Raw genomic sequence first — 23,877 nt, forward strand, 5'->3', positions numbered from 1 at the left:
TCCAGACCCAGAAGACCGAGGCAAGGGCATCCAGCGCGCGGGAAACCGCCGCTGGCGAGCGCCAGGCCGAAACCACCACCATCCGCAACCGGCAAGAGGAGAGAGACCATGCCGCTGAAGCGATTCCTGACGCCCGCCCTGATGACCGCGATCTTAGGCGCCGCTGTCGCCAGTTGCGCGAAGCCGGTCGCCGCCTTCCCGCCTGCGACGGACTTGATCGTCCAGCCCAAACCGGTCCCGCCTGACGACGTGCTGACCAGCCGGATCGCAGGCGAGCGCTACGACAACGCCGTTGAAGCCTGGGGCGAGGAAGGCTGGGCCACGGTCGGTCGGCTGTGCCGGTTCTTCGACGCCATGGGGATGGAGCGGTTGAGGTGTCCGCCGCCAGACGCGCCGCCTCGGCCGGGCTAGGCGATTTCTTTGCAGATCGTGCAAACAAATCCCGATTTGCAGAATCTGCAAATCAGCGTCGAGCCAACGGGCTCCGCCATCGAGGCCCGCTCTCTTCGGAGGGCGGGCCTTTCTTCTCGCCCGCTCTGCCGTTTTCAGAAGCTAGAGCGCGATCTCACTTACGCCATCGCCAGCATCGCTGTAGTCGCGCTCCAAGAATGATAACGATTTTGCCTTCGGTAGTGTTTTTGTCCCCTCGAAAAACGCAGTCTCTGTAATTTCGGTAGGCCACTCCAAACGGACATCCATTGAAACGTCCGATGCTCCTTCACGTCGCATAAGCTTGATCGCCTTCAGGGTCTGAAGCGCCACGATATCTCTTATGTAGGCAGACTGCGGGCCGGACACATCAGAATAATTATGGCTCATGTGGTCAAATCCTTCCCACACAAATACCTCACCCCTGTCCAAAAGGTAGTTCAAAATCATCATCTGCCGTTTAGCGATGACCCGTCTTCGAGAGCTGGAAAGCCTGTTGAAGAGGTGAGTTGAAACATCACGAAACAGAGACTTACGGATGTTTCGATTTATTTCGTTCAGCAATCTACGGGCCTGGAATGCCACACCGCGCAGACCAAAGCTCAAGAACTCGGTGATATCACCCTCTTTACTGGCGACGCTGGCAAGCGATCGTAGATATTCGGGCTTCTCATCGTAATAGTAGTTCGACAGCGCAATGAACAATCCGTCACGCAGGCCAGCGCGCTGCAACAGCAGCGCCTCGACGGCGCGAGCCGTTCTGCCATTTCCGTCCAGGAATGGGTGCATGGCTCCGATATAGTAATGGAAGGCCAGCGCGCGGATTAGAAGGTCATGCTCTGTGAACTCCCTACTCAGAGCGTCGACAAGAGATGAAAACTCTCGGGAAACAACAGCGCCGCCATCCGCCCCCCTATGCCGAGGCCGTCCGAACGTGACATTTTGTCCGTCACGACGAAGAACTCCTGGCTCGCAATGGTCATCATCGCAACCAGTTACAATGCGACGGTGGATTTCGAGGATCAGGTCGACATCAATTGGTCGGCGAGGGTCCAGCTGGGATATCCAGCGATAGGTTTGCACAGCCGCGCGCGCTTGCCGCTGAGAACGTGTCATTCCGCTCTCATCTGCATCGTCATTAAGTGCGGTGTTCAACTCATTTTCAGTGAAGTCCGCACCTTCGATTTTCGAAGTACCGGCGACCTCGTGCTTCAGCTGAACCTCTTGCAGCTTGTCAGCCCATGCGCGTTGATACGGAACGGTCGTCAGCGACAATACGGCAGCCTTCGCCTCCGTTAACGGCCCGATTAGGGCGGCCACATCATACTTGAGCCAACGATCTGGTGTGCAGTATCGGACGATATCGGTCATGCGGCGTTTTATCAAGCAACCCGCCGCATTAAAAGACAAATCTCGTTTCAAAAATTCGTCTTCTATTCCAACAGATTAAGCCTGTAGTCGCCGGTTTCGTTTCCAAGTCATTTGACCTTTGTTTTAGCCTTGCACCTCCCATTCTGAATGCCCAATCCGGCAACCCCGCCGCCACTGCTTTGACCAGTTCATGCATACGACCACATCAGTCGATCAGCCCGCGCCGCTGCATGTCGATGATGATGGGGTCGGTCAGGGATGCGATGACTTCCATATCGTAGGCGTCCTCGGCCTCGATCTCATCCGCGAAAGTGCGCGGCTGGTTCTGTCGCAACGTCGAGAGCCGCCAGGACGACTGGACGACCTGCTGTCGCGCCAGATGCTCTATGCGCTGCAGTTTGACGCCCGCGCGCGATCTGATGAGGGTCTTTCGTGTCGCCATGGCCCAATCCTCCCGAAGCGGAACCTGACACGGCGTTACGCGATTGTGGAGTCGAGGCCGAACGCGAGGCGGCCCATATTTGTGTTGCGCTTGGGCCGTCATCCTTCGGGGTGGCGGCCTTTCGTGGTTTCAGGCTCGGGCCTGGGGCTCCCGATAGGGTTCGCCTCGGTCGCCGGCCTCCTCGCGCGTCAGGACCGCTGTCGTCGCGTCGGCGCTGATCGCGACCTTGATGTCCCGGATGCGAATGCCGTCGGCGATGGTCTTCGGCTTTGCGCTTTCTGCGTAGAGGCGCTCGATCCATTCGTCCGACTGGATCGTGATAAGCCCCGGCTTGGGGCGGTCGTCGTAGCCAGCATCGGCCTGCATAGCGTCGATCGCGGCGTGGAGTTCATCTGGCGTCATGAGGCGGGCCTATAGGTCGAGTCGGTCAGAAGTCCTGGAGCCATTCGGTTTCGGCTGCCGTGCCGAGCCGTGTGCGGTCGCTTATCCAGACGTCCAGGCCGCGATAGTTCAGGCCGCCGTTGTTGCGGGTCTTTAGATCGCGACCGGCCGCCTGGATCACGAACCACGTCCAATACGCCACGATCAGGACCTTCGGCGACGGCGCCCCGTCTATCAGGGCGTCGATCTCATCCAGGGTCAGGTCCGGGGCGCCGGCGGCCATCGCCATTTCTCGCGCAGCTGAGAACTCATTCCTGAAAAGCCGACGATGATGAGCGTCGGTCGCCTCGCCCCGCATTTGCGACAGACCATCTTCTGTCGCAAATCGGAGAGCCGGGTCAGTTGCTGCGCCTTCGGGAGAAGGCGCCACGCCAGCTGCACCTCATTTCCACATTCGCAGCGCATCGACAGCTGATCGCCCGATTCGACGTCGTCGATCGTCGTGTCATCGGTGTAACGGGTCATAGGGTTCGGAAGCGACCCGCGTTCAGCATTCGAGCCTGCTGCACCAGCCGCGCGTTCTTCTCCACCGAGACGTAGGCGACGTTCGATCCGGGCGCCAAGACCTCGGGCAAACAGGGATGTGGCCTGGGGTGGACCTTGCCCGGCAGCGGTGCGGTGCGCGCGGCAAGCTCGGCCTCGAGCTGCATCAGTTCCGACAAAGGCATCGGTCGTGGCGAACCCGGTTTGTCGATCGGCATACCCTTCCTCCTCTTCATTTCGTCCCCTGTCCGGGGCGGGATCGGCGCGTTGCAGCGCGTCGATCTGCGGGCCTTACCCCGCACGACCAGGACCGATCGGCCGTCCGGCTGATCGCCGCCCCCGCTCACGCGAGCCGGGGACTCCTACTCGTGCAAAAGGCGACTCCGCAAATGAATTGTTCTCGAAATGTTCTCATCTTTGATCAGCGCCCCGTCGCGCCCTGCGAGCCGCCAACGGCATGGCTGGGCGGCAAGCGGCATCTGGCCCGTCGGATCTGCGGCGTGCTGGCCGCCACGCCCCACGACGCCTACTGCGAGCCGTTCATCGGCATGGGCGGTGTCTTCCTGCGCCGGCGGGTCCGCCCCGCCGTGGAGGTCATCAACGACCTGAGCGGCGACGTCGTGACCCTGTTCCGCGTGGCCCAGCGCTTCCCGGACGCCCTCATCCGCGAACTGGCGTGGCGGCCGGCGGCGCGGGCGGAGTTTGAGCGGATCCGCGAGACGCCCGATGGCGATCTGCTGGACATCGAGCGGGCGGCCCGGTTCCTCTACCTTCAGACGCTGGGCTTCGGCGGAAAGGTCGCCGGGCGGTCCTACGGTGTCAGTCCGACCAGCCCCCACAACTTCGACCTGACGAGGATCGAGCCGCGCCTGCGCCAGCTGCACGACCGCATGGCCGGCGTCGTGATCGAGAACCTGGACTGGCTGGCCTTCATCAGCCGCTACGATCGCGCCGGCAGCCTGTTCTATCTGGACCCGCCGTATTGGGGCGGCGAGGGCGACTACGGCGCCGGCATGTTCTCGCGCGAGGACTTCCAACGGATGGCCGACAAGCTGCGGACGATCGAGGGGCGGTTCCTGCTGTCGATCAACGACCGGCCGGAGATCCGCGAGATGTTCGCCTGGGCCGACATCGAGGCCGTGAAGACGGTCTATTCGATCCAAGGCGGAAATGCGCCTGGCGCGGCCGAGCTGCTTATCGCTAAGGGCGTCGAACTTGCACCGGCCGCTCCACAGGCCATGCTCATCTGAGTAGGTCGGCGTGCACAATAGCCCCCTCTCTTGCCGCCGTTTAGGTTTGACACCAACCGCTGTCGTCCAGCGGCGGCAGGCTTTCCCGAACAGGGGTTTGACAGCCTAAGTCGTTGCTATGGCTCGGAAGCGCACGCCCTCCGGGCCTACCACCCCCCTGTCGGGACCACTTAGAAGTGGCTCAAAACCATCTAAGAGTGGCTCAGCGGCTGGTTCAGCTTTCCAATGACCGGCTGCTTTTCCGGTTTTGATTCTTAGCAGACAGTGAGCGCGTCTGCTCACGGGTCTTGGCGTCGTTGAGGCCGTTAAGGAGAGAAGGTCTGCTTGTGATTCTCGGCGGTCGTCATTAGGGCATTAGATGGAAGCACGAGAGCTTATAGCCGGAGCCAACCTGGCTAAGTTGACGCTCGACGAGTTCGACAACACTCAGCTTCGATCGAGTGGGATCACTGAGCCAATTTTTGCATCTACGAGACTCGATCAGTGTCGCTCGTAAGCAGAGATTTGAGTTCTCATGTCCCCCGGCTCCCGCGCCAGATAGATATCGAACAAATCCAACAACTCGGCCTCTCGCCTGCTATCGCCATCGACCGCACGGTATAGCCTGACCAGCATGCGCCCCAAATGGTGCAGCGTCATCCAGTGGCCTTGGCGCTCGCCTCCTTTCCAGCCGTCCATCAGTTCGACAACGCGCATGGCAGCGGCAAAGGCCACGTCCGGATATCGGTCAATGCGCTCTTCTAGCGACCGCATGAGCCAGTCAGATTCGTCGGCAAATGATCGTGACTGGATATGTTCCAGCACCAAAGCGGAACGGTCGGTAGGCCCATCAAGTATCGCGTCCCAACTGGTGTGGGCGGCCTCACGGCGAACTTGGGGGTCTTCGTCATCCATCAATGGCAACAACCATGCCGTCGCTCGGTCTCCCACCTCTTGGAGATTTGCCAGATACCGCCGATTGCTTGTCTCGTCTCTCAATCGCGCGAAAATCTGTCGAACCTGGGTTCGACGGAAAAGTCGTTGTTCGTCGCTAAGCAAAAGCTCGCGAACAGTCCGCCCGGACGCGATGAAGTGAACGGAGAACACATGGTCGAAGAAGGATTCGTGGGCGAACTGAATCTGTCCGCCGGCGGCTGTAATTAGAGATGCGGAACTCAGCGCATCCCTAGCGCCAGCATATGGGCTCAAAACGCTGACGGGTGCCGTCAGCTCTTGATGGTCGCTCATGCTTTGCGCGATCGCGCCAAGAGCTTCTTGAGGCGTCCACTGGAGGCCAGCGTCTCGAAACTCTCGCGCCCGAACTTCAATTAGCTGGTCGAATAGCCGACTTCCGGAAATCTCGCCTTCAACGACTTCTCCTAGACGATACAGATCAACGAAGACTCGCAAGTTGATCGGCACGGAAAGCAGCCGCTGTTCGCGATCGGTAAACGTTCGATCGGCTAAGCCTAGCGGTCGGAGCACAGGCCTTACGCCTGCCTCCCAATCCAACGGCTTTAGGGTAACTGTTTGGGCATAGGGCGATGAAATGAACTGCTTCAGGCGGCTGTCGTGCTCCAAGTCGTAAGAGCGACACGCGATAACCACCTTCATTTTGGGATAAAATCCGCTGTCGGCAATCATCTGAAATAGCTGATCCCGCATGCGGCCAGATCGACCCGACGCCTCGCTCACTGCGTCCACCTGATCAACGACGAGGAGCGTTTCTTTTAAACCGTGCCGGTTACCAAGTAGGCCAACCGGGCTTTCCGGTCGATCGAGCAATGCGGCGCCGACATCCTCAATACGGGAGGCAGCTAAAAATCGATCGATACGCAATGCTAATGTTGGCCACCCATGCGCCCGGGCAACTTGGATAGCGCGAGCTAAGGCCACGCTCTTACCGCTGCCCGCCCCTCCGGCGACAACCAAAAGGTTCGTTGCACCGGACATAGCGGCTTCAACGGTTTGATCGATTTCCTCAGTTGGGATCAGCTCTCCGGCAACTGGAGGCAAAAGCGATGACAGATATCCAGTCGCTACAAAGCGCGTGTGCAGCCGCAACTTCTTATCGTCGCTTTCAGACGATGACCGATCTTCCCGCGATCGCTGTCGAGCAGCTTGTCGCTTTGGGGCTGCTCGAGCATCGAGTGGACCCCGCCGTCCAGGTTTTGAGAGGCGATAGATTGCTCAGCGCCACATCCGTCAAAGCGTTTCTGACCCGATTTGACAACGTGCCGCAGAGATACAACGCCCCAGGTTGGATCCGACTTCAAGACGCGTTTATGGGTGTGGGCGGTCGGGAGAAACCTTGGGGGCCTGTGCTCGCTTCGTGGCTGAGCGGAAGCCTTCCCGGCGGCCTAGTAAATGTGGGGGACTTCGGCGCACCTACCTTAGCAATATACACAGGAGTGGCACGAACCATTGTGATGGGTGGCTCCTCCTCAACGCCTTGGTTCAGCTTCGAATCCAGCGATTACAACGGCCTTTCCCGCGATTGGTTGTCGCCCGGCGAAACCGCAGCGCATCTCAACTGCTCCGCTGTGGAGATGAGCTACCTGCGGGATAACGGTCACCTTTTACCAATCAAGGGCGAGGAACGAACTCTCTATAAGCGAAGTGATGTTGAAGAGTTTGGACGGGTGTGGATGAGCAGCCGAGAAGCCGCGATGCGCATGGGAGCGTCGGCCAAATATATGTGGCGGGAAATCGAATCTTACGACTTGAAGTCACAGCTCGGCCGCGGCTTCTACAGCCGCGATGAGTTAGAACCGATCGTTGATGAGGAAGTGAGACTCAGGAGGCTCAAAGCCATCAGCGCGAGCCTTTCGTGACCCGAACGAAACATCGTGAAGTCCTATCAGCTGATCGCTTCAACGCTGTTGGGCACGTCGGAGATCAGTGCCGCAAGGCGACGGCTCTCGAAGATTGGGCAGCCAAATCAGAAGATGCGGATCATGTCTTGAGCGGCTGAAGCGCCGATGGACGGATGCAGGTAGGCCCGTTCCACGAAATCGACTTTTCGGTCCAAGGCTGACGAAAGTTCTCGCTGCAGACGCGATTGGTCGATCAGCGAGAACTTCAACTCAAACTCAGGCTGCACATCGAAAGCGATGTCGATGTCAGATTGGTCGGTCGCTTCATTTCGGGCGAATGAACCGAACAAGTACAGATGCTCGACACCCTCGAGCACTAACTTCCGCTCCAACGCTCGCAACACCAAGATCACGTTTTCTCGGTTCATCTGCGCGCCCCGGGACGATGGTGCGGGAGTTCGCGTGAGCCGTCAAACAAACACCCCAGCATCGTCAACAATCGCTCACGAGGCGGCGAGGTGCGCTTCTGACTCTTAGCAGTCGTTCGCGCCGTCAGCTCTTTGTGAGCATCGAGCTGCTTCAGGGTTAGCGCCAGCCTCCCCGCATGATAGCAATCTGATCCGGCGAAGTCTGCCGAGCGCGACCTCTGCCGAGCGCGACGGCGCGAAGCCAGTCGAGTGATGGTGAAGTATGTTCGATATCGAGCCCAAAGACATCGCTGATTTCGACGGTGAGAAGACCGTGGCCCTCCTCCGGCGTCTGCTCTACGCCGAGGCGCAGAACGCGGGCATCGAACCCTTCAATGTGGCCGCTCCGATGCAGATTACCTTGGCCGACGAGGGGGAGGACGGGAGCGTTGTCTGGAAGGGCGGAAAAGCGAAGACCGCCTACTTCCCCCACCGTGACATCATCTTCCAATGCAAGGCTTCCGACAACGGCGATAGCGCCTGGATGAAGGAGACCTGGACCAAGAAGAGCGCGAGGGGCAGGACGACGCCGCGGGTCCTCAACGGGGCTCTGACCGCCGGTCTCGCGAGAGGCGCTGCCTATATCGGCGTGACAACGGATGGCTTGGTGAACCCAAAGCCGTCGGATCGGATCAAGGCAATTGAGGCGGGTATCACGCAGGCGGGCCACAATCCTCGCCTGTTGCATTCCATCAAGCTCTACGACGGCAACCTCCTCGCGAAATGGGCCAGCAGCCACGAAGCCGTGGCGCTGTGGATCAAGGAACAGCAGGCGGGCATGACGCTCAGCAGCTTCTCGTCGCTCGACCGGTGGCGGGCGCGAGAAGGGAGCGACGCGCCCGGCTATGTGGCAGGCGACTCCGCACGGTTTCGGATCGGAGCTTCGTCAAGCGACGGGCTGACCTTCGAGCAGTTCTCGGGCCGTTTGGTCTCGCATCTGCGTGATCCGTCCGGGAGGAGCGTGCGCATCATCGGCTCGTCAGGCGTAGGCAAGTCGCGCGGCGCGTTTGAAGGTCTCGAGAGGATCGGGCTGGGGAAGGACCGGACATCGTCGTCCGTGATCTTCTGTGACCGCAGGGAGGTAGGCCACAAGCTCTGGGACGTCAGCAATGCCCTCGCGAACAGGGGCACGCCGATCATTCTATTCGTTGACGAATGTCCGCGCGCCGATGCGCATAAGCTGCACGACATCGCATCTAAGGCAGGGTCGGAACTCCGCATCATCACCGTCGATACAAATCCTAGGGCGTTGACGCTGTCAGGATGCCTCGAGGTGCGGGTGGAGGCGACGGATCAGAACGTGATCGACGGCATTCTCGCCGGCTTGCTACCCGGATCCGAGCCCGACGACCGTCGGTTCATCGCCGATCTCTGCGCTGGGTTTCCGAGCATCGCCGTATTAGCGGCTCGAGCGCACGGGAAGGACGGAATTTTCAAGTCAGTCGAGGACGTCGCCACCCGGATTCTCAAAGGCGCGGGCCTGACGGATCCGGACAGAGTCCGGGCCTTGGCCTGTCTGTCCATGTTCGACAGCCTGGCACCCGAGCGGACGGCTCCAGCTTTCGATGCTGTTGCTAAGAAGCTCGGGCGTCTCAACGGAGACGCCATGTATGAACACCTGATCGATGCCGTGGAGCCCGGACTGGTCGGCAGGTATGGCGACGTCTTGGCTGCCCAACCGCGACCGATCGCCAACTACTTGGCCCTACAGCGGCTTGAGCGGCTTCGTCCCTCGGTCGTCCGGGATTTCCTTGACACGGCACCCGACGCGCAACGCACGGCGATGCTATCCCGGGTGCGCCACCTGTCGCGCTCTGGTGCCTTGAGAGAGCTCGTCCCGCTCATTTTCGGCACCGGTGGGTCGCTCTCCGATCCCGCGAAGGTGCTGACGACACGAGGTGCGGCCTTCATTGACGCTTTCGTCCACGTTGCGCCGGGATATGTGTCAGGGGTGATCCACAACGCGGTCGGGGCCACGGCCATCGCCGACCTCGGGACCGCCAGCGGATCGCTCGACGGGATTGTCCATGCCCTGCGTCGCTTGGTCTTCAGGAAGTCGACCTTCGCAGACGGACTGAGAGATTTGCTGCGGCTGGCTGCGGCCGAGACCTGCGCGGCCGGCCCGGCGACGGAAACTGTGCGCCAGCTCTTCCAGCTTCACCTAAGCGGAACCGAGACTTCGTCCGCCATCCGATTTCAGGTCCTGGACGAGGCCGTCAAAGATGGAGATCCCGATTTGCGCCGGGTCGCCCTCGCGGCGCTCGACGCCGCGCTCGACTTCTCCCATCCGATGAGGATTGGCGGCTACGAAGAGCTCGGCGACGAACTGCCCGCGAAGGACTGGCGACCGAAATCCAATGAAGAGGCTTTGGGTCACCTAAAGGCCGCGCTGACTCGGCTGTCGAAGCTTCGTGCAGAGCATCCGGATTTCGCGGAGGCCGCCGAACAGGCGGTGGCGAGCCATATGCGCCAGCTGATGATTCCCGGATTGTTTGAGGCCGTCACCGCCTTCGTTAGGGAGGTGAGAACCGACCGCGGGTTCTGGCCGGAGGCCGTGAAGGGCGTCGGGGACTGGCTCTATTTCGACCGGGAAGATCCCAAGTCCGACTTAGCGCTGGCGGTAAGGCGTCTTTACGACGACCTCCTTCCGGTCGATCCGGTCGAACGCACCCTGCTGTTCTGCCAGTTTTGGCCAGCGGAAATCAGAGATCCGGACCTTATCTATACGTCGGATCGGGCCTCCAACGACTTCCAGTACGCTGCTCGGCAGGCGGCCCTCATGGCACCGGTGGTGGCAGCAAATAGCGACCTCCTAGATCGCGCGATCAACCTGTTGGCCAGCCAACCGGTACGCAACGCCTCGTCCTTCACCGACGCCTTGGCACCGTTGCTCAACAATCCGAAAGCCGTCTTCGAACAGGCATTAACAAGGTCAGACGCCAGCGATGGTGCAGGAGCGTCTTTCGTTCAGGCGCTTCTTCGCAGCCTCGACAACAGGGATGCTGAGCTGGGCGTGGAACTCGTCGCGATGGCTGAAGCCTCGGCGACCTTCGCCGGCCGCGACATGTTGATCTTCGCCGCCGTCAGGTTGACGGAGAGCCGTCTCACCACCGTCGCGGAACGGATCGCGTCAGGTTCGATCGGGCCGGAAGCAGCCGTCCCGCTGTCGTACGGTCAAGGCATGGACCCGTTCCCCGTCGGCGTCATCCGGCCGGTGCTCGACGCGCTCATCGGCCGTGCGTCCGAAGGAGGTGTCTGGGCAGCCATCGAGATGTTGTCGATGTACACCCATGGTCGCACGGAGTTTGATGACGACGTCTATCAGGTGATCAAGGAGGTCCTGACGACTCCGTTCGGACAGACCCGCGAGGGAGGGACGATGTCAGCCCACTCCTACGGGACGCTGGTGTCCCTCCTCTCGCGGGCAGGGGAGATCGATGACGAGTTCGCCGGTGCCTTCGCCAAGCAGATCGTCATCCACGCCCAAAGCAAGGCTTCCTACAGGTCGACCGCCGGGGAAGCCTTGCAGGAAGCCCTCGAAACCATCCTGAAGGACGCGCCCGAGGCCACGTGGGTGCCCATCGCGGCCTTCTATGACGTCGCGACCCAAGCTGAACGGGCCCGCCTCGACGAGGTAATTTCCAAGAAGCGGTATTTCGCCAACCCGGTCGACGTTTTCAAAGAAGGCGCCCTCTACGCCGTGCCCTGCGCCACCCTCACGGGCTGGGCGGCGGCGGATCCAGAAAAACGGATCGCCTTCCTCGTGAGCTTCTACCCCCTCCTCGACCTCTCGCAAACGCTCCCGGCTTGGCATCCCGCCCTCCTCGGGCTGGCTAGCCAGTTTGGTGAGACGAAGGCGTTCCAGAACGCTCTCCGCAGAAGAATCTCGCCATCCTCTTGGGCTGGATCGCTCAGCGCTTATCTGGAACCCTTCTTTGAACCACTCGCTGCATGGGCCGACCATCCCTCACTCGGCTTCTGGTCCCACGAGACCCGGGATATCCTTGATCGTCGGCTAAAGGCGGACGCAGACTTGGAAGCCTCATGGCGCTGAGCCCCTTCGGATCGGGGGTGAGTGATGGCTTGTGAGCGGACCTCGCGACATCAGTCGAGCGAAGATTGGCTTTCGGGGCGCGGCCCAATGTCCGCTCCTGGCGCTAATGCGCCCTACCCTCGTGCAGATGTGCAGTAGGCGGCTGAGGCGCCGTTAAGTGGTCAGCTATGTGGTGGCTGTAGGAATCACACGCTTTTTCAGGCAGCGTTTGAGCCAGTCTTAAGTGGTCCCGACACCCCCTCAAACGAAAACGGCGGCCCCGGAGGGCCGCCGCGTCGGTGTTGGAGGAAGCCTGAGAGATCAGGTGACCTTCTTGGCGACGGTGACGCCGAGCACCAGGAAGACCGCGAAGACGATCAGGGCGACCACGAACAAGAGTTTGGCGATGCCGGCGGCGGCGCCCGCGATGCCGCCGAAGCCCAGAAGGCCCGCCACGACGGCGATCACTGCGAAAATCAAAGCCCATTTCAACATTGCGTTCTCCTTTGGCTGCAGAACGACAGCCGTGGGACGGAGTTCCGGCGGCGCTCGCAGATGGCGGACAAATTGTCGCGGGGACGGACGGCGACAATGGGCGGCGCGCGTCCCCTCCCCTTCGGCAGGCCGCCGCCCTATATGGCGGGCCTGATCGTCTTCGGAGTTTTCCCCATGGCCTATGTCGCCCGCACCGACCGCCCCGCCGACAAGGCGGCGCGCTATCATGAGGTCGAGGCGGAAATCCTGGCCGTGCTGGATGGCGAGCCCAATGTGACGGCGCGGATGGCGACGGTCGCCTCGATGCTGGCGGATGCGTTCGACCACTATTTCTGGACCGGCTTCTATGTCGTGGCGCCGGACAAGGCCGACGAACTGGTGGTCGGGCCGTATCAGGGGACGCTGGGGTGTCTGCGCATCGCCTTCGGGCGCGGGGTGTGCGGCGCGGCCGCGGCGACGGGCCGGACGCAGTTGGTCGAGGATGTTCATGCCTTCCCCGGCCACATCGCCTGCGACAGCCGCTCGGCCAGCGAGATCGTGGTGCCGGTGCGGGATGCGTCGGGCGCCCTGATCGCGGTGTTGGACGTGGACGCGACGACCCCGGCCGCCTTCGACGCCGAGGATCAGGTCGCGCTGGAGCGTCTGATGGCGCGGGTGTTCGCGGCCGGTTGATCGCATGATGGGCGGCTCTATGGTTCCCGGCGACAGGGAGGATGCGATGAGCCAGCGGACGATGGCGATCACGGGCGGACACGGCGTCCTGGGGCAAGCGGTGCTGGAGGCGGCGCTGAACGCCGGCTGGCAGGTCGCCGTCATCGACCATGCGGCGGGCCACGCCGTGCCGAACGGCGTGCTGGAGGTCGGCGGGATCGACCTGACCGACGCGGATCAGGCGCAGCGGGCCGTCGATACGGTGATCGCGCGGTTCGGACGGCTGGACGCCCTGCTGAACATCGCCGGCGGCTTCGTCTGGCAGACGACCGACGACGACGCCCCGGCCTGGGACCGGATGCACGCGCTGAACGTGACCACGGCGCTGAACGCCAGCCGGGCGGCTCTGTCGGCGCTGAAGGCCTCGCCAGAGGGGCGGATCGTCAATGTCGGATCGGCCGCCGCCCTGAAGGCCGGGGCCGGCATGGGGGCCTATGGCGCGGCCAAGGCCGGGGTCCACGCCCTGACACAGGCCCTGGCCGAAGAGCTGAAGACCACATCCGTCACCGTCAACGCCGTCCTGCCCTCCATCATCGACACGCCCGCCAACCGAAAGGACATGCCCGACGCCGACCCGGCGACCTGGGTCGCGCCGGCCGATCTGGCGGCGGTGATCCTGTTTTTGGCCTCGCCCGAAAGCCGCGCCATGACCGGCGCCCTGATCCCCGTGACGGCCCGAATCTGATGCGAAGCGAGCGGGTTCGCAGCGTCCTTTATCTGCCGGCCTCGAATCCGCGGGCCATCGAGAAGGCGCGGACGCTGGATTGCGACGTCGCCGTGCTGGACCTGGAAGATGCGGTGGCGCCCGAGGCCAAGGCGGCCGCGCGCGACGCCGCCGTGGAGGCGGTTCGGGGCGGCGGGTTCGGGCCGCGCCTGGGCGTGCGGATCAACGGGCTGGACACCGACTGGGGGCTGGACGACCTGGCGGCGATGAAGGCGGCGGGGGCGTCGCTGGTCGTCGCGCCGAAGGTGGAGACGCCCGAGGCGGTTCACGCCCTGTCCGCCGGCCTGACCAAGGGCTGCGCCCTGTGGGCCATGATCGAGACGCCGCGCGCCCTGCTGGCCCTGGCCGACATTGCATCCGCAGACGGGGCGCTGGACGGGCTGATGCTGGGGGTCAACGACCTGGCCAAGGCGCTGGGAACGGGGGCGTCGCCGGATCGCGAGCCGTTCAAGCCCTGGCTGGCGATGCTGGTCGCCGCCGCGCGGAGCAACGGACTGTTGGCCATCGACGGGGTGTTCAACCGGATCGACGACGCGGATGGCCTGGCGGCGGAGGCGGTGCAGGGGCGGCTGTACGGGTTCGACGGCAAGAGCCTGATCCACCCGTCGCAGATCGCTGGAGCCAACGCCGCCTTCTCGCCGTCCGAGGCCGAGATCGCCCGCGCCCGAGCGGTGGTCGCCGCCTTCGCGGAGCCGCAGGCCGAGGGTCAGGGCGCGATCCGCGTGGACGGCGCCATGGTCGAGCGGCTGCATCTGGAGCAGGCCAAGGCCTTGCTGACGCGGGCGCAAGGCTGAACACCGTCTCCTCCCCACTTGTGGGGAGGGGATCGCCCCCGGGTCTCGCCAAAGGCGAGCCCGAGGACAGGCGACGCGGTGGAGGGGCTCTTGAGCGCTCGTGATGCGGTGAGAGCCCCTCCGTCTCTTCGCTGCGCTTCGAGCCACCTCCCCATGAAATGGGGAGGAGACAATGGGATCGGACCTAGCGGGTGGGAGGCAACCGCCCTAAACCTCGCGTCGAACCTCAGCGGACCCGCCTTGCCCCTCCCCTCTGACACATCTGCAAGAATCCCGGCCTGGGTCTGCGCGCCCGGCGTGCTGAAGGTCCCGTTTCTCGACGTCTTCCTGGCCGACTACGACCTGCGGCGACTGCCGGGAGACGATGTGCAGGCCGTGCTGGGCTGGGGCATGAAGCCGACGGCGGCGGCGGGGCGACGGTGGGCGCAGAAGAACGGACGGCCCTATGTGGCGCTGGAGGACGGGTTTCTGCGCTCGGTCGGCATCGGCGAGGCGGGCGCGACCAGCCTGAGCCTGATCGTCGACGATCTAGGCGTCTATTACGATGCGACACGACCCAGCCGGTTGGAGCATCTGATCGCCAGCGCCGACGACTGGTGCGACGCCGCAATGGTCGCACGGGCGCGGGGGCTGATCGACCGGATCGTGTCGTCAGGCGTGTCCAAGACCAATATGGGCGGGCCGCTGGAGGCCGGCTTGCTGAAGCCCGGCCGGCGCGTGCTGATCGTGGACCAGACGTTCGGGGACGCCTCCATCGCCTGTGGGCTGGCGACGGCGCAGAGCTTTGACGACATGATCGCCGCCGCCCGGCGCGACGAGCCGGACGCCCAGCTGATCGTCAAACGCCACCCGGCGGTGGCGGCGGGTCGAAAGCGCGGCTGCGTCACCGACCTGGCCGGCGTGACCCTAGTCGATACGGACGTGCGGCCCGCAGAGCTTCTTGCGGCGGTGGATGCGGTCTATTGCGTGACCTCGGCGCTGGGGTTCGAGGCCCTGTTGCGGGGGCTGCCGGTGCGGTGTTTCGGGGCGCCCTTCTATTCCGGGTGGGGCCTGACGACCGATGCGGTCCAAACGAGGCGGCGCGGCGCGGCGCGGTCCATCGAACAGGTCGCCGCCGCCGCCCTGATCGCCTACAGCCGCTATGTCGATCCGGTGACGGGCCAGCGATGCGAGGCCGAACAGGCGCTAGAGCGGTTGATCGCCCTGCGCGACCGGGCCGACCGGCTGGCGGGGTCGTGGTCGGCGGTGGGGTTCGCGCCGGCCAAGCGGCCGCCGGTGCGCCGTCTGCTGAACTCGCCCAAGGCGTCGATGCGTTATTTCATGTCGCCGTCGCGCGCCGCCGCCCACGCTAAAGCGACCGACGGCCGGCTGATCTGGTGGGCGGGCAAGGAGAGCGAGGCGACGCGGCAGGCTGCGGCTTCGTTTGACGGCCCAACGGTGCGGATGGAAGACGGCTTCATCCGTTCGCGCGGCCTGGGGTCCGATTTCGTCGGCGCCCTGTCGGTCGCCCTGGACGATCAGGGGGTCTATTACGACCCGTCGCGGCCGTCGCGGCTGGAGACCCTGATCGAGACATCGGACCTGTCGCCTGTTCAGTTGGCGCGGGCGGCCGCCCTGCGGATGCGCGTGGTCGATGCGGGCCTGTCGAAATACAACCTGAGGGGTCAGGCGCCGACCGGCTGGCCAGTCGATCGCGACATCCTGCTGGTCGTCGGTCAGGTCGAGAACGACAAGTCGATCCTGCTGGGCTGCGCATCCGATCTGAACACCAACTCGGCCCTGGTCGAGGCGGCGCGGCGCGATCATCCGGACGCCTTTCTGGTCTATCGCAATCACCCCGACGTGCTGGCCGGCAACCGGCCGGGGCGGCTGGACGCCGGGGCCATGGCCTCGGTCGATGCGGTGGGCGACGGGCTGGATATCGTCGACTGTCTGAACGCCTGTCGGCGGGTGGCGACCCTGACCTCGCTGACCGGGTTCGAGGCGCTGATGCGGGGCAAGGCGGTGTCGGTCTATGGGCGGCCCTTCTATGCGGGATGGGGGCTGACCGACGACCGGCTGACGTTCGAGCGCCGCCGTCGCCGCGCCGGCGTCGATCACCTGGTCCACGCCGCCCTGATCGCCTATCCCCTCTATGTCACGCCCGAGGGCTGGCCGTGCGAGGCCGAGGATCTGGTGGACCGGCTGATCGCCGCGCGCGACCAACCACACCCCAAGGCGCCCCGCGGCCAGGTGCAACGCTGGGCCGCCGGCATCATCGCCAGTCTCGACCGCAGGCCGCCGCCGTCCTATTGATGCGTTCGAATAGGAAACGGACCTTCCTCAAGCAGCGAGGCCCCGCGGGCCGAGCGATAGGAACAAATCTCCTCAAGCAGCGAGACGCCGGGCGTCGAGCGATAGGAACAGAATAAAGTGACCCACGCCGTCATCGCCGCCACCGGCCTCTTCACTCCCGAGCAGTCGGTGTCCAACGCCGAACTGGTCGACAGCTACAACGCCTGGGCCGACGGCTGGAACGCCCGTCACGCCGCCCAGATCGAGGCCGGCGAGCTTGAGGCCAAGGCCCACTCCTCGCCCGAGTTCATCGAAAAGGCGTCGGGCATCAAGAGCCGTTTCGTGCTGGACAAGGCCGGCATCATCGACCCCGAGCGGATGGCCCCGAACCTGGCCGAACGGTCGAACGACGAGCTGTCCATTCTGGCGGAAATGGCGGTCAAGGCCGCGCGTCAGGCGATCGCGGCCTGGGGCAAGCCGGCGTCGGAGATCGGCGCCGTCCTGTGCGCCGCCTCGAACATGCAGCGCGCCTATCCCGCCATCGCCATCGAGGTCCAGCAGGCGCTGGGGATCGAAGGCTTCGCCTTTGACATGAATGTGGCCTGCAGTTCGGCGACCTTCGGCATCAAGACGGCGGCGGACTTCATCGCCAGCGGCTCGGTCAAGGCGGTGCTGATGGTCAACCCGGAAGTCTGTTCGGCCCACCTGAACTTCACAGACCGGGACAGCCATTTCATCTTCGGCGACGTGGCGACGGCGGTGATCGTGGAATCGTCCGAAACGGCGGGCCCCGGCGGCTGGGACGTGCTGGGCACGCGGCTGAAGACGACGTTCTCGAACAACATCCGCAACAATTTCGGCTTCTTGAACCGCAATGCGCGCGACACCGCGCATCTGGATACGCCGACCGCCGACGACAGCGTGCAGAACGACAAGCTGTTCATCCAGCAGGGCCGCAAGGTCTTCCGCGACGTGGTGCCGATGGTGTCGGACATGATCGTGGATCACGCGGGCGAACTGGGCGTCGATCCGCATGAGTTGAAGCGGCTGTGGCTGCACCAGGCCAACATCAACATGAACACGATGATCGGCAAGAAGGTGCTGGGGCGCGAGCCTTCGGCGGACGAGAACGTCATCATTCTGGACGACTACGCCAACACCTCCTCGGCCGGGTCGATCATCGCCTTCCACCTGCACAACGACGGGTTCGAGGCGGGCGAGACGGGCCTGATCTGCAGCTTCGGCGCCGGCTATTCGGCCGGGACCGTCTTTGTCAGAAAGCGCGCGTAATGGCTGGGTTCAATCGACATTCGAGAAGATAGGTCTCTCAATTCGTCATTCCGGGGCTGAGCGCAGCGAAGAACCCGGAACCCAGGGCCACATGCGTGTTGCTGGCCCCATTTAACGCCTAAGGCGCTTCTCCTGGGTTCCGGGTTCGTCCTACGGACGCCCCGGAATGACGTCAGCAGGCCGAATGTCGATTGAACCTAAAGCCGGGGCAGGAAGAGAACGAAGTCCAGGCTCCACAGCCCCAGCCCGTTGGCGATCAACCAGACCAGGATCACCATCAGAAGCGTCTCGGGCAGGTCGAAATAGCTCGACAGGCGAAAGCCCAGACTGGCCCCCTTCACCGATTTGGACGCCACCGTGACCAGCGCAACGGCGCAGATGACCAGCAGGACCAGGGCCGCCACGCTGCTGAACAGGCCCATGATCAAGAGGGCGCCGAAGGCGAACTCGCACACCGAGACAAATTTGGCTGTCTGGCGCGGCGCGGCCACGCCGGCCTCGACCATCGTCTTCTGCATCTTCTCGGCCTGGGCCGGGGTGAACAGCTTGTAGAAGCCGGACAGGAAGAACATCCCCCCGACGACCACCCGCGCGATCAGAGGCGCGATATCCATCAGCGCCGGAACGCCCAGGCCGAAGCCGCGATACAGGTCGATCATGGGGATAAGGGCTCCGCTGTATGGCGGAGCGTTCAATGCCTCAGGGCCGGGTCGGTTGCCCCTTGGGATGGGCCGCCTTCCATTCCATGGCGCTGCGGATGCGGTTCTCCACGCTGGGGTGATCGTAGAAGAGGAACTCCTCGACCGCCGAGGGCGACGGCGCGCGGTATTCGGCGGTCTTGATCAGGGCCTTGGACAGGCCGTCGGGTTCGTTGGCGTGAACCAGCGAGAAGCGGTCCGCGTCCGCCTCCATCGTGCGGGTCATGGTCGCCGAGATCGGCGTGGCCAGGACGCCCAGGAAGGCCAGGACAAGCGCCAGGATCGGCAGGCCGGCGGGATCGGAAATGTCGCCCACCGACCGCGCGCCCAGCAGACGCCGCACGGTCGGGTAAAGTCGATCCGTCAGCCAGAAGCCCAGGGCGCTCAGCACGATCAGGATGCCGACCGTCCACAACAGGTGGGCGTGGGCGTAGTGGCCCATTTCGTGTCCGACAACGCCGCGCACCTCGGCCAGGTCCGCGCCCTTCTTGAACATGGTGTCGCTCATGGCCACGCGCGCCGAGCCGAACAGGCCCGAGACATTGGCGGTGTAGCGGTCGGACTGTTTGGAGCCGTCGTAGATGAAGATCTTGTCCGACGGCGTGCCCGTCTGTTTCGCCAGGGCCACCACCGCGTCGCGCACCGGCCCGTTCGGGGCGGGCGTATAGGTGTTGAAGATCGGCTCGATCACCAAGGGCGACACGATCAGACCGACGATGATGAAGGCGGCGGTGACGACCGAGGCCCACGCCCACCAGAACCGCCGCGCCCGCCGGATCAGGGCGTAGATGGCCACCAGCAGGGCCGCCCCGATCACCACGGAAATGGCGGCGCCGATGGCCGCCTCGCCCAGCCATCCGCCGAACGGCTGGCTGGTCAGGCCATACTGTTTTTCCCGCCACCAGCTTTCATAGATCGACCACGGCAGGGTCAGCGCCCAGCTCAGCGCCAAATAGACCAGGGCGACGGCGAAACTGGCCAGCAGGGGCCGGGGCTCGCTTCGCTCGATCCGGCGCCGGATCGCGACCAAAAGGTCTGTGCGCACGATGATCCAGGCGACCAGGGCCGACACCAGGAAGCTCCACAGGATCAGCCAGTGCGATCCATGGGTATAGGCGACGGCCCGCGCCGTTTCCTGCGGCGACAATGTCGCCAGCCACTGGGCCGTCGCGGCGGCCGGATCGAAATTCGTCATGGCGTTCTCCCTTGAGAGAACCAAAGCGCGCGACCCGCGTTATGTCAGGTTAATTCGCATCCATGCTGATTCTCGCGCGGCGACGCTTGAAACTGTCACAAGTTTTTGTCACCCATTCGCCTGTCGAGAACAGGGGATATCCCAGATGGCTCACACGACGCCTAAGCAGGTGCTGGAAAGCTTGGCCAAGGACATCGCCGCCGTGCTGAAAAGCATGGGGGGTTCGGCGCATCAGAACATGGTCGTCGATTGCATCGCCGCCATGAAGCGCCAGCGCGGCGAAGCGGTCAATCCGCCCGACCTGCGCAACAAGATCATCGAAGCCTTCGAACAATATCGCGACTGGTTCGTGCGTCCGTTCGGCGAGGGTTCGCAACGCTGGGCCCTGGCCGGCGACTTCGCCTGACATCACGGCCTTGAACGCGAAAGGCGCGCTCCTTGCGGAGCGCGCCTTCGTCGTTTCGGCTGACCCTAGGGATCAGAAGCGACGGATGTAGCTGACCGAATAGGCGTCTGCCTTACCCGCATCGTCGCGGTAGTCGCGGCGGGTCCAGTCGGCGCGCACGCCGTTCACGCCGTCCAGGTAGTAGTTGGCGCCCGCGCCGTAGTTCCAGCTGTCGCCGCCGACGTCGGTGTCGGCGCCCGGGAACTTCTGCTTCAGCTCGGTGTGGCCGTAGCCGCCGCGCGCGAACAGTTCCAGCTTGTCGGAGACCGGCACCTTGCCGACCACGTAACCGGCGGCGTCCCACTCGTGCTTGATCTCGCCATCGACGCCGGCGACGGTGAAGTCGTCATGCTTGACGCCGACCGAAGCTTCGGTCTCGACAGCCAGGTAACGGTTGAGGTTCACGCCTAGGCGACCCGTGACGGCGCCGGTCGTTGCATTGTCACCTTCAAGATGAGTGTAGCCCAAAGAGCCGTAACCACGCGGTTCGGGATTGGCCTGAGCAAATGCCGGCGCGGCGATTGCGGAAACGGCGACGGCGGCGAGAAGAATGTTACGCATTGTTTCTTATGAACTCCTAGATGTGATGACCGGACCGATCATCGGCCCCATCCAGCGAGAGCTTAAATAGGTCACGACTTCATCTGTTCCAGGGGATGAGAAACACTGCGAATGCCTGTGGACGCCGAGACACATACATCGTTCCGTCAAGGTTGGCAGTTTTGTGACACAAAAAAGGGCAGCCTCCGCAGAGACCGCCCTTGGATATCTCACACCCCGTCATCCTCGGGTCGAGCCCGAGGATGACGGAAAGAAGTCGCTAACCTAGCGATCCTTCTCGCGCTCGATGTTCAACGCCGCCTGCGCCGCCGCCAGGCGCGCGATCGGCACGCGGTAGGGCGAGCAGGAGACGTAATCCAGCCCGGCCTTCTCGCAGAAGGCGATGGAGGACGGGTCGCCGCCATGTTCGCCGCAGATGCCCAGCTTCACCTCGGGCCGCACGGCGCGACCGCGCTCGGCGGCGATCTCGATCAGGCCGCCCACGCCGTCCTGATCCAGACGCACGAATGGGTCCGTCTCGAAGATGCCCTTGTCCAGATAGGCCTGCAGGAACCGGCCCGAGTCGTCGCGGCTGATGCCGAACGTGGTCTGGGTCAGGTCGTTTGTGCCGAAGCTGAAGAACTGGGCGTATTCGGCCAGGTCCCCTGCGCGAATGGCGGCGCGCGGCAGTTCGATCATGGTGCCGACCAGATAGTCCACGCTGTCGCCCGCCTCTTCGAACACGGCCTTGGCGGTGCGGTCGGTCAGTTCGCGCAGATATTTCATCTCCAGACCCAGGGCGACCAGCGGGTGCATGATCTCCGGGATCGGCGCCCGACCCGATGTTTGCTTGACCTCCAGCGCGGCCTCCAGCACGGCCCGGACCTGCATCTCGTAGATTTCGGGATAGGCGACGCCCAGGCGGCAACCGCGATGGCCCAGCATGGGGTTGGTCTCGTGCAGTTCCTTGGCGCGGCGCTTCAGCTTGTCGGCGTCGATGCCCGAAGAGGCGGCCAGGGCGTCGATGTCCTCGTCCGTGTGCGGGATGAACTCGTGCAGCGGCGGGTCCAGCAGGCGCACCGTCACCGGCAGGCCGGCCATGATCTCGAACAGCTCCACGAAGTCGGACTTCTGGAACGGCGCGATCTTGGCCAGGGCCGTGCGGCGGCCCTTTTCGTCGTCGGCTAGGATCATTTCGCGGACCGCAGCGATGCGGCTGTCGTCGAAGAACATATGTTCGGTGCGACACAGGCCGATGCCCTCGGCGCCGAAACCGCGCGCGGTCTTGGCGTCCAGCGGGGTCTCGGCGTTGGCGCGGACCTTCAGGCGACGCACCTTGTCGGCCCAGCCCATCAGGGTCTGGAAGTCGCCGGTCAGCTCCGGCTCGATCATCGGCACGGCGCCGTCCAGCACCTCGCCCTTGGAGCCGTCGATGGTGATGATCTCGCCGGCCTTGAAGGTGCGGCCCCTCGCGGTGAAGACGCCCTTGGCCTCGTCGATATGGATTTCGCCGGCGCCGGAAACGCAGGCGCGTCCCATGCCGCGCGCCACGACGGCGGCGTGGCTGGTCATGCCGCCGCGTGCGGTGACGATGCCGCGCGCCGCGTGCATGCCGTGGATGTCCTCCGGGCTGGTCTCCTCGCGCACCAGGATCACCGCCTCGCCGAGACCCGACATCCGTTCGGCCTCGTCGGCGTCGAAGACGATCTTGCCGGTCGCCGCGCCGGGCGAGGCCGGCAGGCCGGCGGCGACCACGGTGCGGGCGGCGTCCGGGTCCAGCGTCGGGTGCAGCAGCTGGTCCAGAGCCGACGGCTCGACCCGGCTGATGGCCTCTTCCTGAGAGATCACGCCCTCGGCGGCCAGATCGACCGCCACCTTCAGCGCCGACTTGGCCGTGCGTTTGCCGTTGCGGGTCTGCAGCATCCACAGACGGCCCTGTTCGACCGTGAACTCGATGTCCTGCATGTCGCGGTAGTGGCTCTCCAGCGTGTTCACCACCGTGACGAACTGGCCGAAGACTTCCGGCATGGCCTCTTCCATCGAGGGAGCGGTTTCGCCCATCTCCTCGCGGCCGATCTTGGTCAGGGACTGGGGCGTGCGGATGCCGGCGACCACGTCTTCACCTTGCGCGTTGATCAGGAACTCGCCGTACAGGCGCGCCTCGCCGGTCGAGGGATTGCGGGTGAAGGCTACGCCGGTCGCGGACGTCTCGCCCATGTTTCCGAACACCATCGACTGGACGCTGACGGCCGTGCCCCAGCTTTCGGGGATGTCGTGCATCCGACGATAGAATTTGGCCCGGTCGTTCATCCAACTGGCGAAGACGGCGCCCACGGCGCCCCACAGCTGGTCCTTGGGGTCCTGCGGGAAGGCGTGACCCAGCTCGCGCTCTACCACGGCCTTGTAGTCCACGACCACCTTCTGCCAGTCTTCGGCGGTCAGGTCGGTGTCGACGGTGACGCCCAGACGATCCTTGTGCTGGTCCAGCACCTCTTCGAAATCGTCATGGCTGAGGCCCAGCACGACGTTCGAATACATGGTGATGAAGCGGCGATAGCTGTCGAAGGCGAAGCGACGGTCGCCCGACAGCTTGGCCAGGCCCTCGACCGTCTGGTCGTTCAGACCCAGGTTCAGCACCGTGTCCATCATGCCCGGCATGGACGCCCGCGCGCCCGAACGGACCGAGACCAGCAGCGGATTCTCGACATCGCCGAACGTCTTGCCGACGATCCCCTCGACCTTCTCCAGCGCAGTCTGGACCTGGGCCTCCAGATCGGCGGGATAGGTTTCGCCATTGGCGTAATAGTGGGTGCAGACCTCGGTGGTGACGGTGAAGCCCGGCGGCACCGGCAGGCCCAGCGACGACATCTCCGCCAGATTGGCGCCCTTGCCGCCCAGAAGGTTCTTCATCGACGCATCGCCGTCGGCGGAGCCTCCGCCGAAGCCGTACACCCACTTGGTCATCTTGTAGTCCCTGAGCTTTGTCGGATCGTTCGGCGG

Annotated in this window: 23 protein-coding genes; 10 read left to right on the forward strand and 13 right to left on the reverse strand. The window is 63.8% G+C overall.

Annotated elements, in window-relative coordinates; all coding sequences use genetic code 11:
- Window positions 1-108 precede the first annotated feature (108 nt).
- Window positions 109-411 carry a hypothetical protein gene (locus B3Z70_RS15405; RefSeq protein WP_292045874.1) on the forward strand — a complete coding sequence of 101 codons (303 nt, stop codon included), beginning with the start codon at window positions 109-111 and terminating at the stop codon, window positions 409-411.
- Window positions 412-552: 141 nt separating this feature from the next.
- On the opposite strand, the gene B3Z70_RS15410 is transcribed toward B3Z70_RS15405, so the two are convergent.
- The 6 genes from B3Z70_RS15410 to B3Z70_RS15435 all read right to left on the reverse strand — a co-directional run bounded on the left by B3Z70_RS15410 (window position 553) and on the right by B3Z70_RS15435 (window position 3,384).
- On the reverse strand, window positions 553-1,800 hold the full coding sequence (locus B3Z70_RS15410) for a Fic family protein (protein ID WP_292045875.1): 1,248 nt from the start codon (window positions 1,798-1,800) through the stop codon (window positions 553-555).
- A 205-nt stretch (window positions 1,801-2,005) separates the two neighbouring features.
- A complete protein-coding gene (locus B3Z70_RS15415; protein ID WP_292045876.1) occupies window positions 2,006-2,242 on the reverse strand; it encodes a hypothetical protein in 237 nt (78 codons plus the stop codon).
- A 129-nt stretch (window positions 2,243-2,371) separates the two neighbouring features.
- Window positions 2,372-2,644, reverse strand: coding sequence for a hypothetical protein (locus B3Z70_RS15420; RefSeq protein ID WP_292045877.1), 273 nt, complete (start codon window positions 2,642-2,644; stop codon window positions 2,372-2,374).
- A 25-nt stretch (window positions 2,645-2,669) separates the two neighbouring features.
- Complete coding sequence (locus tag B3Z70_RS15425; RefSeq protein ID WP_292045878.1) at window positions 2,670-2,906, reverse strand: hypothetical protein; 237 nt, start codon at window positions 2,904-2,906, stop codon at window positions 2,670-2,672.
- A complete protein-coding gene (locus tag B3Z70_RS15430) occupies window positions 2,882-3,148 on the reverse strand; it encodes a hypothetical protein (RefSeq protein WP_292045879.1) in 267 nt (88 codons plus the stop codon). Before B3Z70_RS15430 ends, B3Z70_RS15425 begins: the two co-directional genes overlap by 25 nt.
- Complete coding sequence (locus tag B3Z70_RS15435; protein ID WP_292045880.1) at window positions 3,145-3,384, reverse strand: hypothetical protein; 240 nt, start codon at window positions 3,382-3,384, stop codon at window positions 3,145-3,147. Before B3Z70_RS15435 ends, B3Z70_RS15430 begins: the two co-directional genes overlap by 4 nt.
- Before the next feature lie 171 nt (window positions 3,385-3,555).
- On the opposite strand from B3Z70_RS15435, the gene B3Z70_RS15440 reads away from it, so the two are divergent.
- A complete protein-coding gene (locus tag B3Z70_RS15440) occupies window positions 3,556-4,416 on the forward strand; it encodes a DNA adenine methylase (RefSeq protein ID WP_292045881.1) in 861 nt (286 codons plus the stop codon).
- A gap of 480 nt (window positions 4,417-4,896) precedes the next feature.
- On the opposite strand, the gene B3Z70_RS15445 is transcribed toward B3Z70_RS15440, so the two are convergent.
- Window positions 4,897-6,459, reverse strand: coding sequence for a hypothetical protein (locus B3Z70_RS15445; RefSeq protein ID WP_292022196.1), 1,563 nt, complete (start codon window positions 6,457-6,459; stop codon window positions 4,897-4,899).
- A 23-nt stretch (window positions 6,460-6,482) separates the two neighbouring features.
- Here B3Z70_RS15445 and B3Z70_RS15450 point away from each other — a divergent pair, with 23 nt between their 5' ends.
- Window positions 6,483-7,229, forward strand: coding sequence for a helix-turn-helix domain-containing protein (locus tag B3Z70_RS15450; RefSeq protein WP_292045882.1), 747 nt, complete (start codon window positions 6,483-6,485; stop codon window positions 7,227-7,229).
- Between the two features lie 107 nt (window positions 7,230-7,336).
- Here B3Z70_RS15450 and B3Z70_RS15455 read toward each other — a convergent pair whose 3' ends face one another.
- Entirely contained in the window at window positions 7,337-7,639 is a 303-nt protein-coding gene (locus B3Z70_RS15455; protein WP_292022193.1) for a nucleotidyltransferase family protein, read from the reverse strand.
- A 262-nt stretch (window positions 7,640-7,901) separates the two neighbouring features.
- Between B3Z70_RS15455 and B3Z70_RS15460 the strand changes: the two genes are divergently transcribed.
- Window positions 7,902-11,732 (forward strand): hypothetical protein, encoded by a 3,831-nt coding sequence (locus tag B3Z70_RS15460; protein ID WP_292022192.1) that lies wholly within the window; start codon window positions 7,902-7,904, stop codon window positions 11,730-11,732.
- A 300-nt stretch (window positions 11,733-12,032) separates the two neighbouring features.
- On the opposite strand, the gene B3Z70_RS15465 is transcribed toward B3Z70_RS15460, so the two are convergent.
- Entirely contained in the window at window positions 12,033-12,206 is a 174-nt protein-coding gene (locus tag B3Z70_RS15465) for a DUF1328 domain-containing protein (protein WP_248120315.1), read from the reverse strand.
- 174 nt (window positions 12,207-12,380) lie between these two features.
- Between B3Z70_RS15465 and B3Z70_RS15470 the strand changes: the two genes are divergently transcribed.
- The 5 genes from B3Z70_RS15470 to B3Z70_RS15490 all read left to right on the forward strand — a co-directional run bounded on the left by B3Z70_RS15470 (window position 12,381) and on the right by B3Z70_RS15490 (window position 17,999).
- Window positions 12,381-12,878 (forward strand): GAF domain-containing protein, encoded by a 498-nt coding sequence (locus tag B3Z70_RS15470; protein WP_292022218.1) that lies wholly within the window; start codon window positions 12,381-12,383, stop codon window positions 12,876-12,878.
- Between the two features lie 46 nt (window positions 12,879-12,924).
- Entirely contained in the window at window positions 12,925-13,602 is a 678-nt protein-coding gene (locus B3Z70_RS15475; protein ID WP_292022189.1) for an SDR family NAD(P)-dependent oxidoreductase, read from the forward strand.
- Window positions 13,602-14,435, forward strand: coding sequence for an HpcH/HpaI aldolase/citrate lyase family protein (locus B3Z70_RS15480; RefSeq protein ID WP_292045883.1), 834 nt, complete (start codon window positions 13,602-13,604; stop codon window positions 14,433-14,435). Before B3Z70_RS15475 ends, B3Z70_RS15480 begins: the two co-directional genes overlap by 1 nt.
- Window positions 14,436-14,675: 240 nt before the next feature.
- The gene (locus tag B3Z70_RS15485) at window positions 14,676-16,730 is read left to right on the forward strand and encodes a capsular polysaccharide biosynthesis protein (RefSeq protein WP_292021781.1); all 2,055 of its coding nucleotides are present in this window, start codon (window positions 14,676-14,678) and stop codon (window positions 16,728-16,730) included.
- Window positions 16,731-16,847: 117 nt separating this feature from the next.
- Window positions 16,848-17,999: a beta-ketoacyl-ACP synthase III gene (locus tag B3Z70_RS15490; protein WP_292021783.1), complete on the forward strand. Its 1,152-nt coding sequence runs from the start codon at window positions 16,848-16,850 to the stop codon at window positions 17,997-17,999.
- 197 nt (window positions 18,000-18,196) lie between these two features.
- Here the strand turns inward: B3Z70_RS15490 and B3Z70_RS15495 are convergent, their stop codons facing one another.
- Window positions 18,197-18,658, reverse strand: a complete 462-nt coding sequence (locus tag B3Z70_RS15495) for a DoxX family protein (RefSeq protein WP_292021785.1) — start codon at window positions 18,656-18,658, stop codon at window positions 18,197-18,199.
- A 40-nt stretch (window positions 18,659-18,698) separates the two neighbouring features.
- The gene (locus tag B3Z70_RS15500) at window positions 18,699-19,892 is read right to left on the reverse strand and encodes a M48 family metallopeptidase (RefSeq protein WP_292021787.1); all 1,194 of its coding nucleotides are present in this window, start codon (window positions 19,890-19,892) and stop codon (window positions 18,699-18,701) included.
- 145 nt (window positions 19,893-20,037) lie between these two features.
- On the opposite strand from B3Z70_RS15500, the gene B3Z70_RS15505 reads away from it, so the two are divergent.
- The gene (locus B3Z70_RS15505; RefSeq protein ID WP_292045884.1) at window positions 20,038-20,298 is read left to right on the forward strand and encodes a hypothetical protein; all 261 of its coding nucleotides are present in this window, start codon (window positions 20,038-20,040) and stop codon (window positions 20,296-20,298) included.
- Between the two features lie 72 nt (window positions 20,299-20,370).
- On the opposite strand, the gene B3Z70_RS15510 is transcribed toward B3Z70_RS15505, so the two are convergent.
- Complete coding sequence (locus tag B3Z70_RS15510) at window positions 20,371-20,898, reverse strand: porin family protein (RefSeq protein WP_292021792.1); 528 nt, start codon at window positions 20,896-20,898, stop codon at window positions 20,371-20,373.
- 264 nt (window positions 20,899-21,162) lie between these two features.
- A complete protein-coding gene (gene ppdK / locus B3Z70_RS15515) occupies window positions 21,163-23,841 on the reverse strand; it encodes a pyruvate, phosphate dikinase (RefSeq protein WP_292021793.1) in 2,679 nt (892 codons plus the stop codon).
- Window positions 23,842-23,877: the final 36 nt, after the last annotated feature.

Origin of the sequence: Brevundimonas sp. UBA6550 (assembly GCF_002434505.1) — a bacterium.
GTDB lineage: Bacteria > Pseudomonadota > Alphaproteobacteria > Caulobacterales > Caulobacteraceae > Brevundimonas.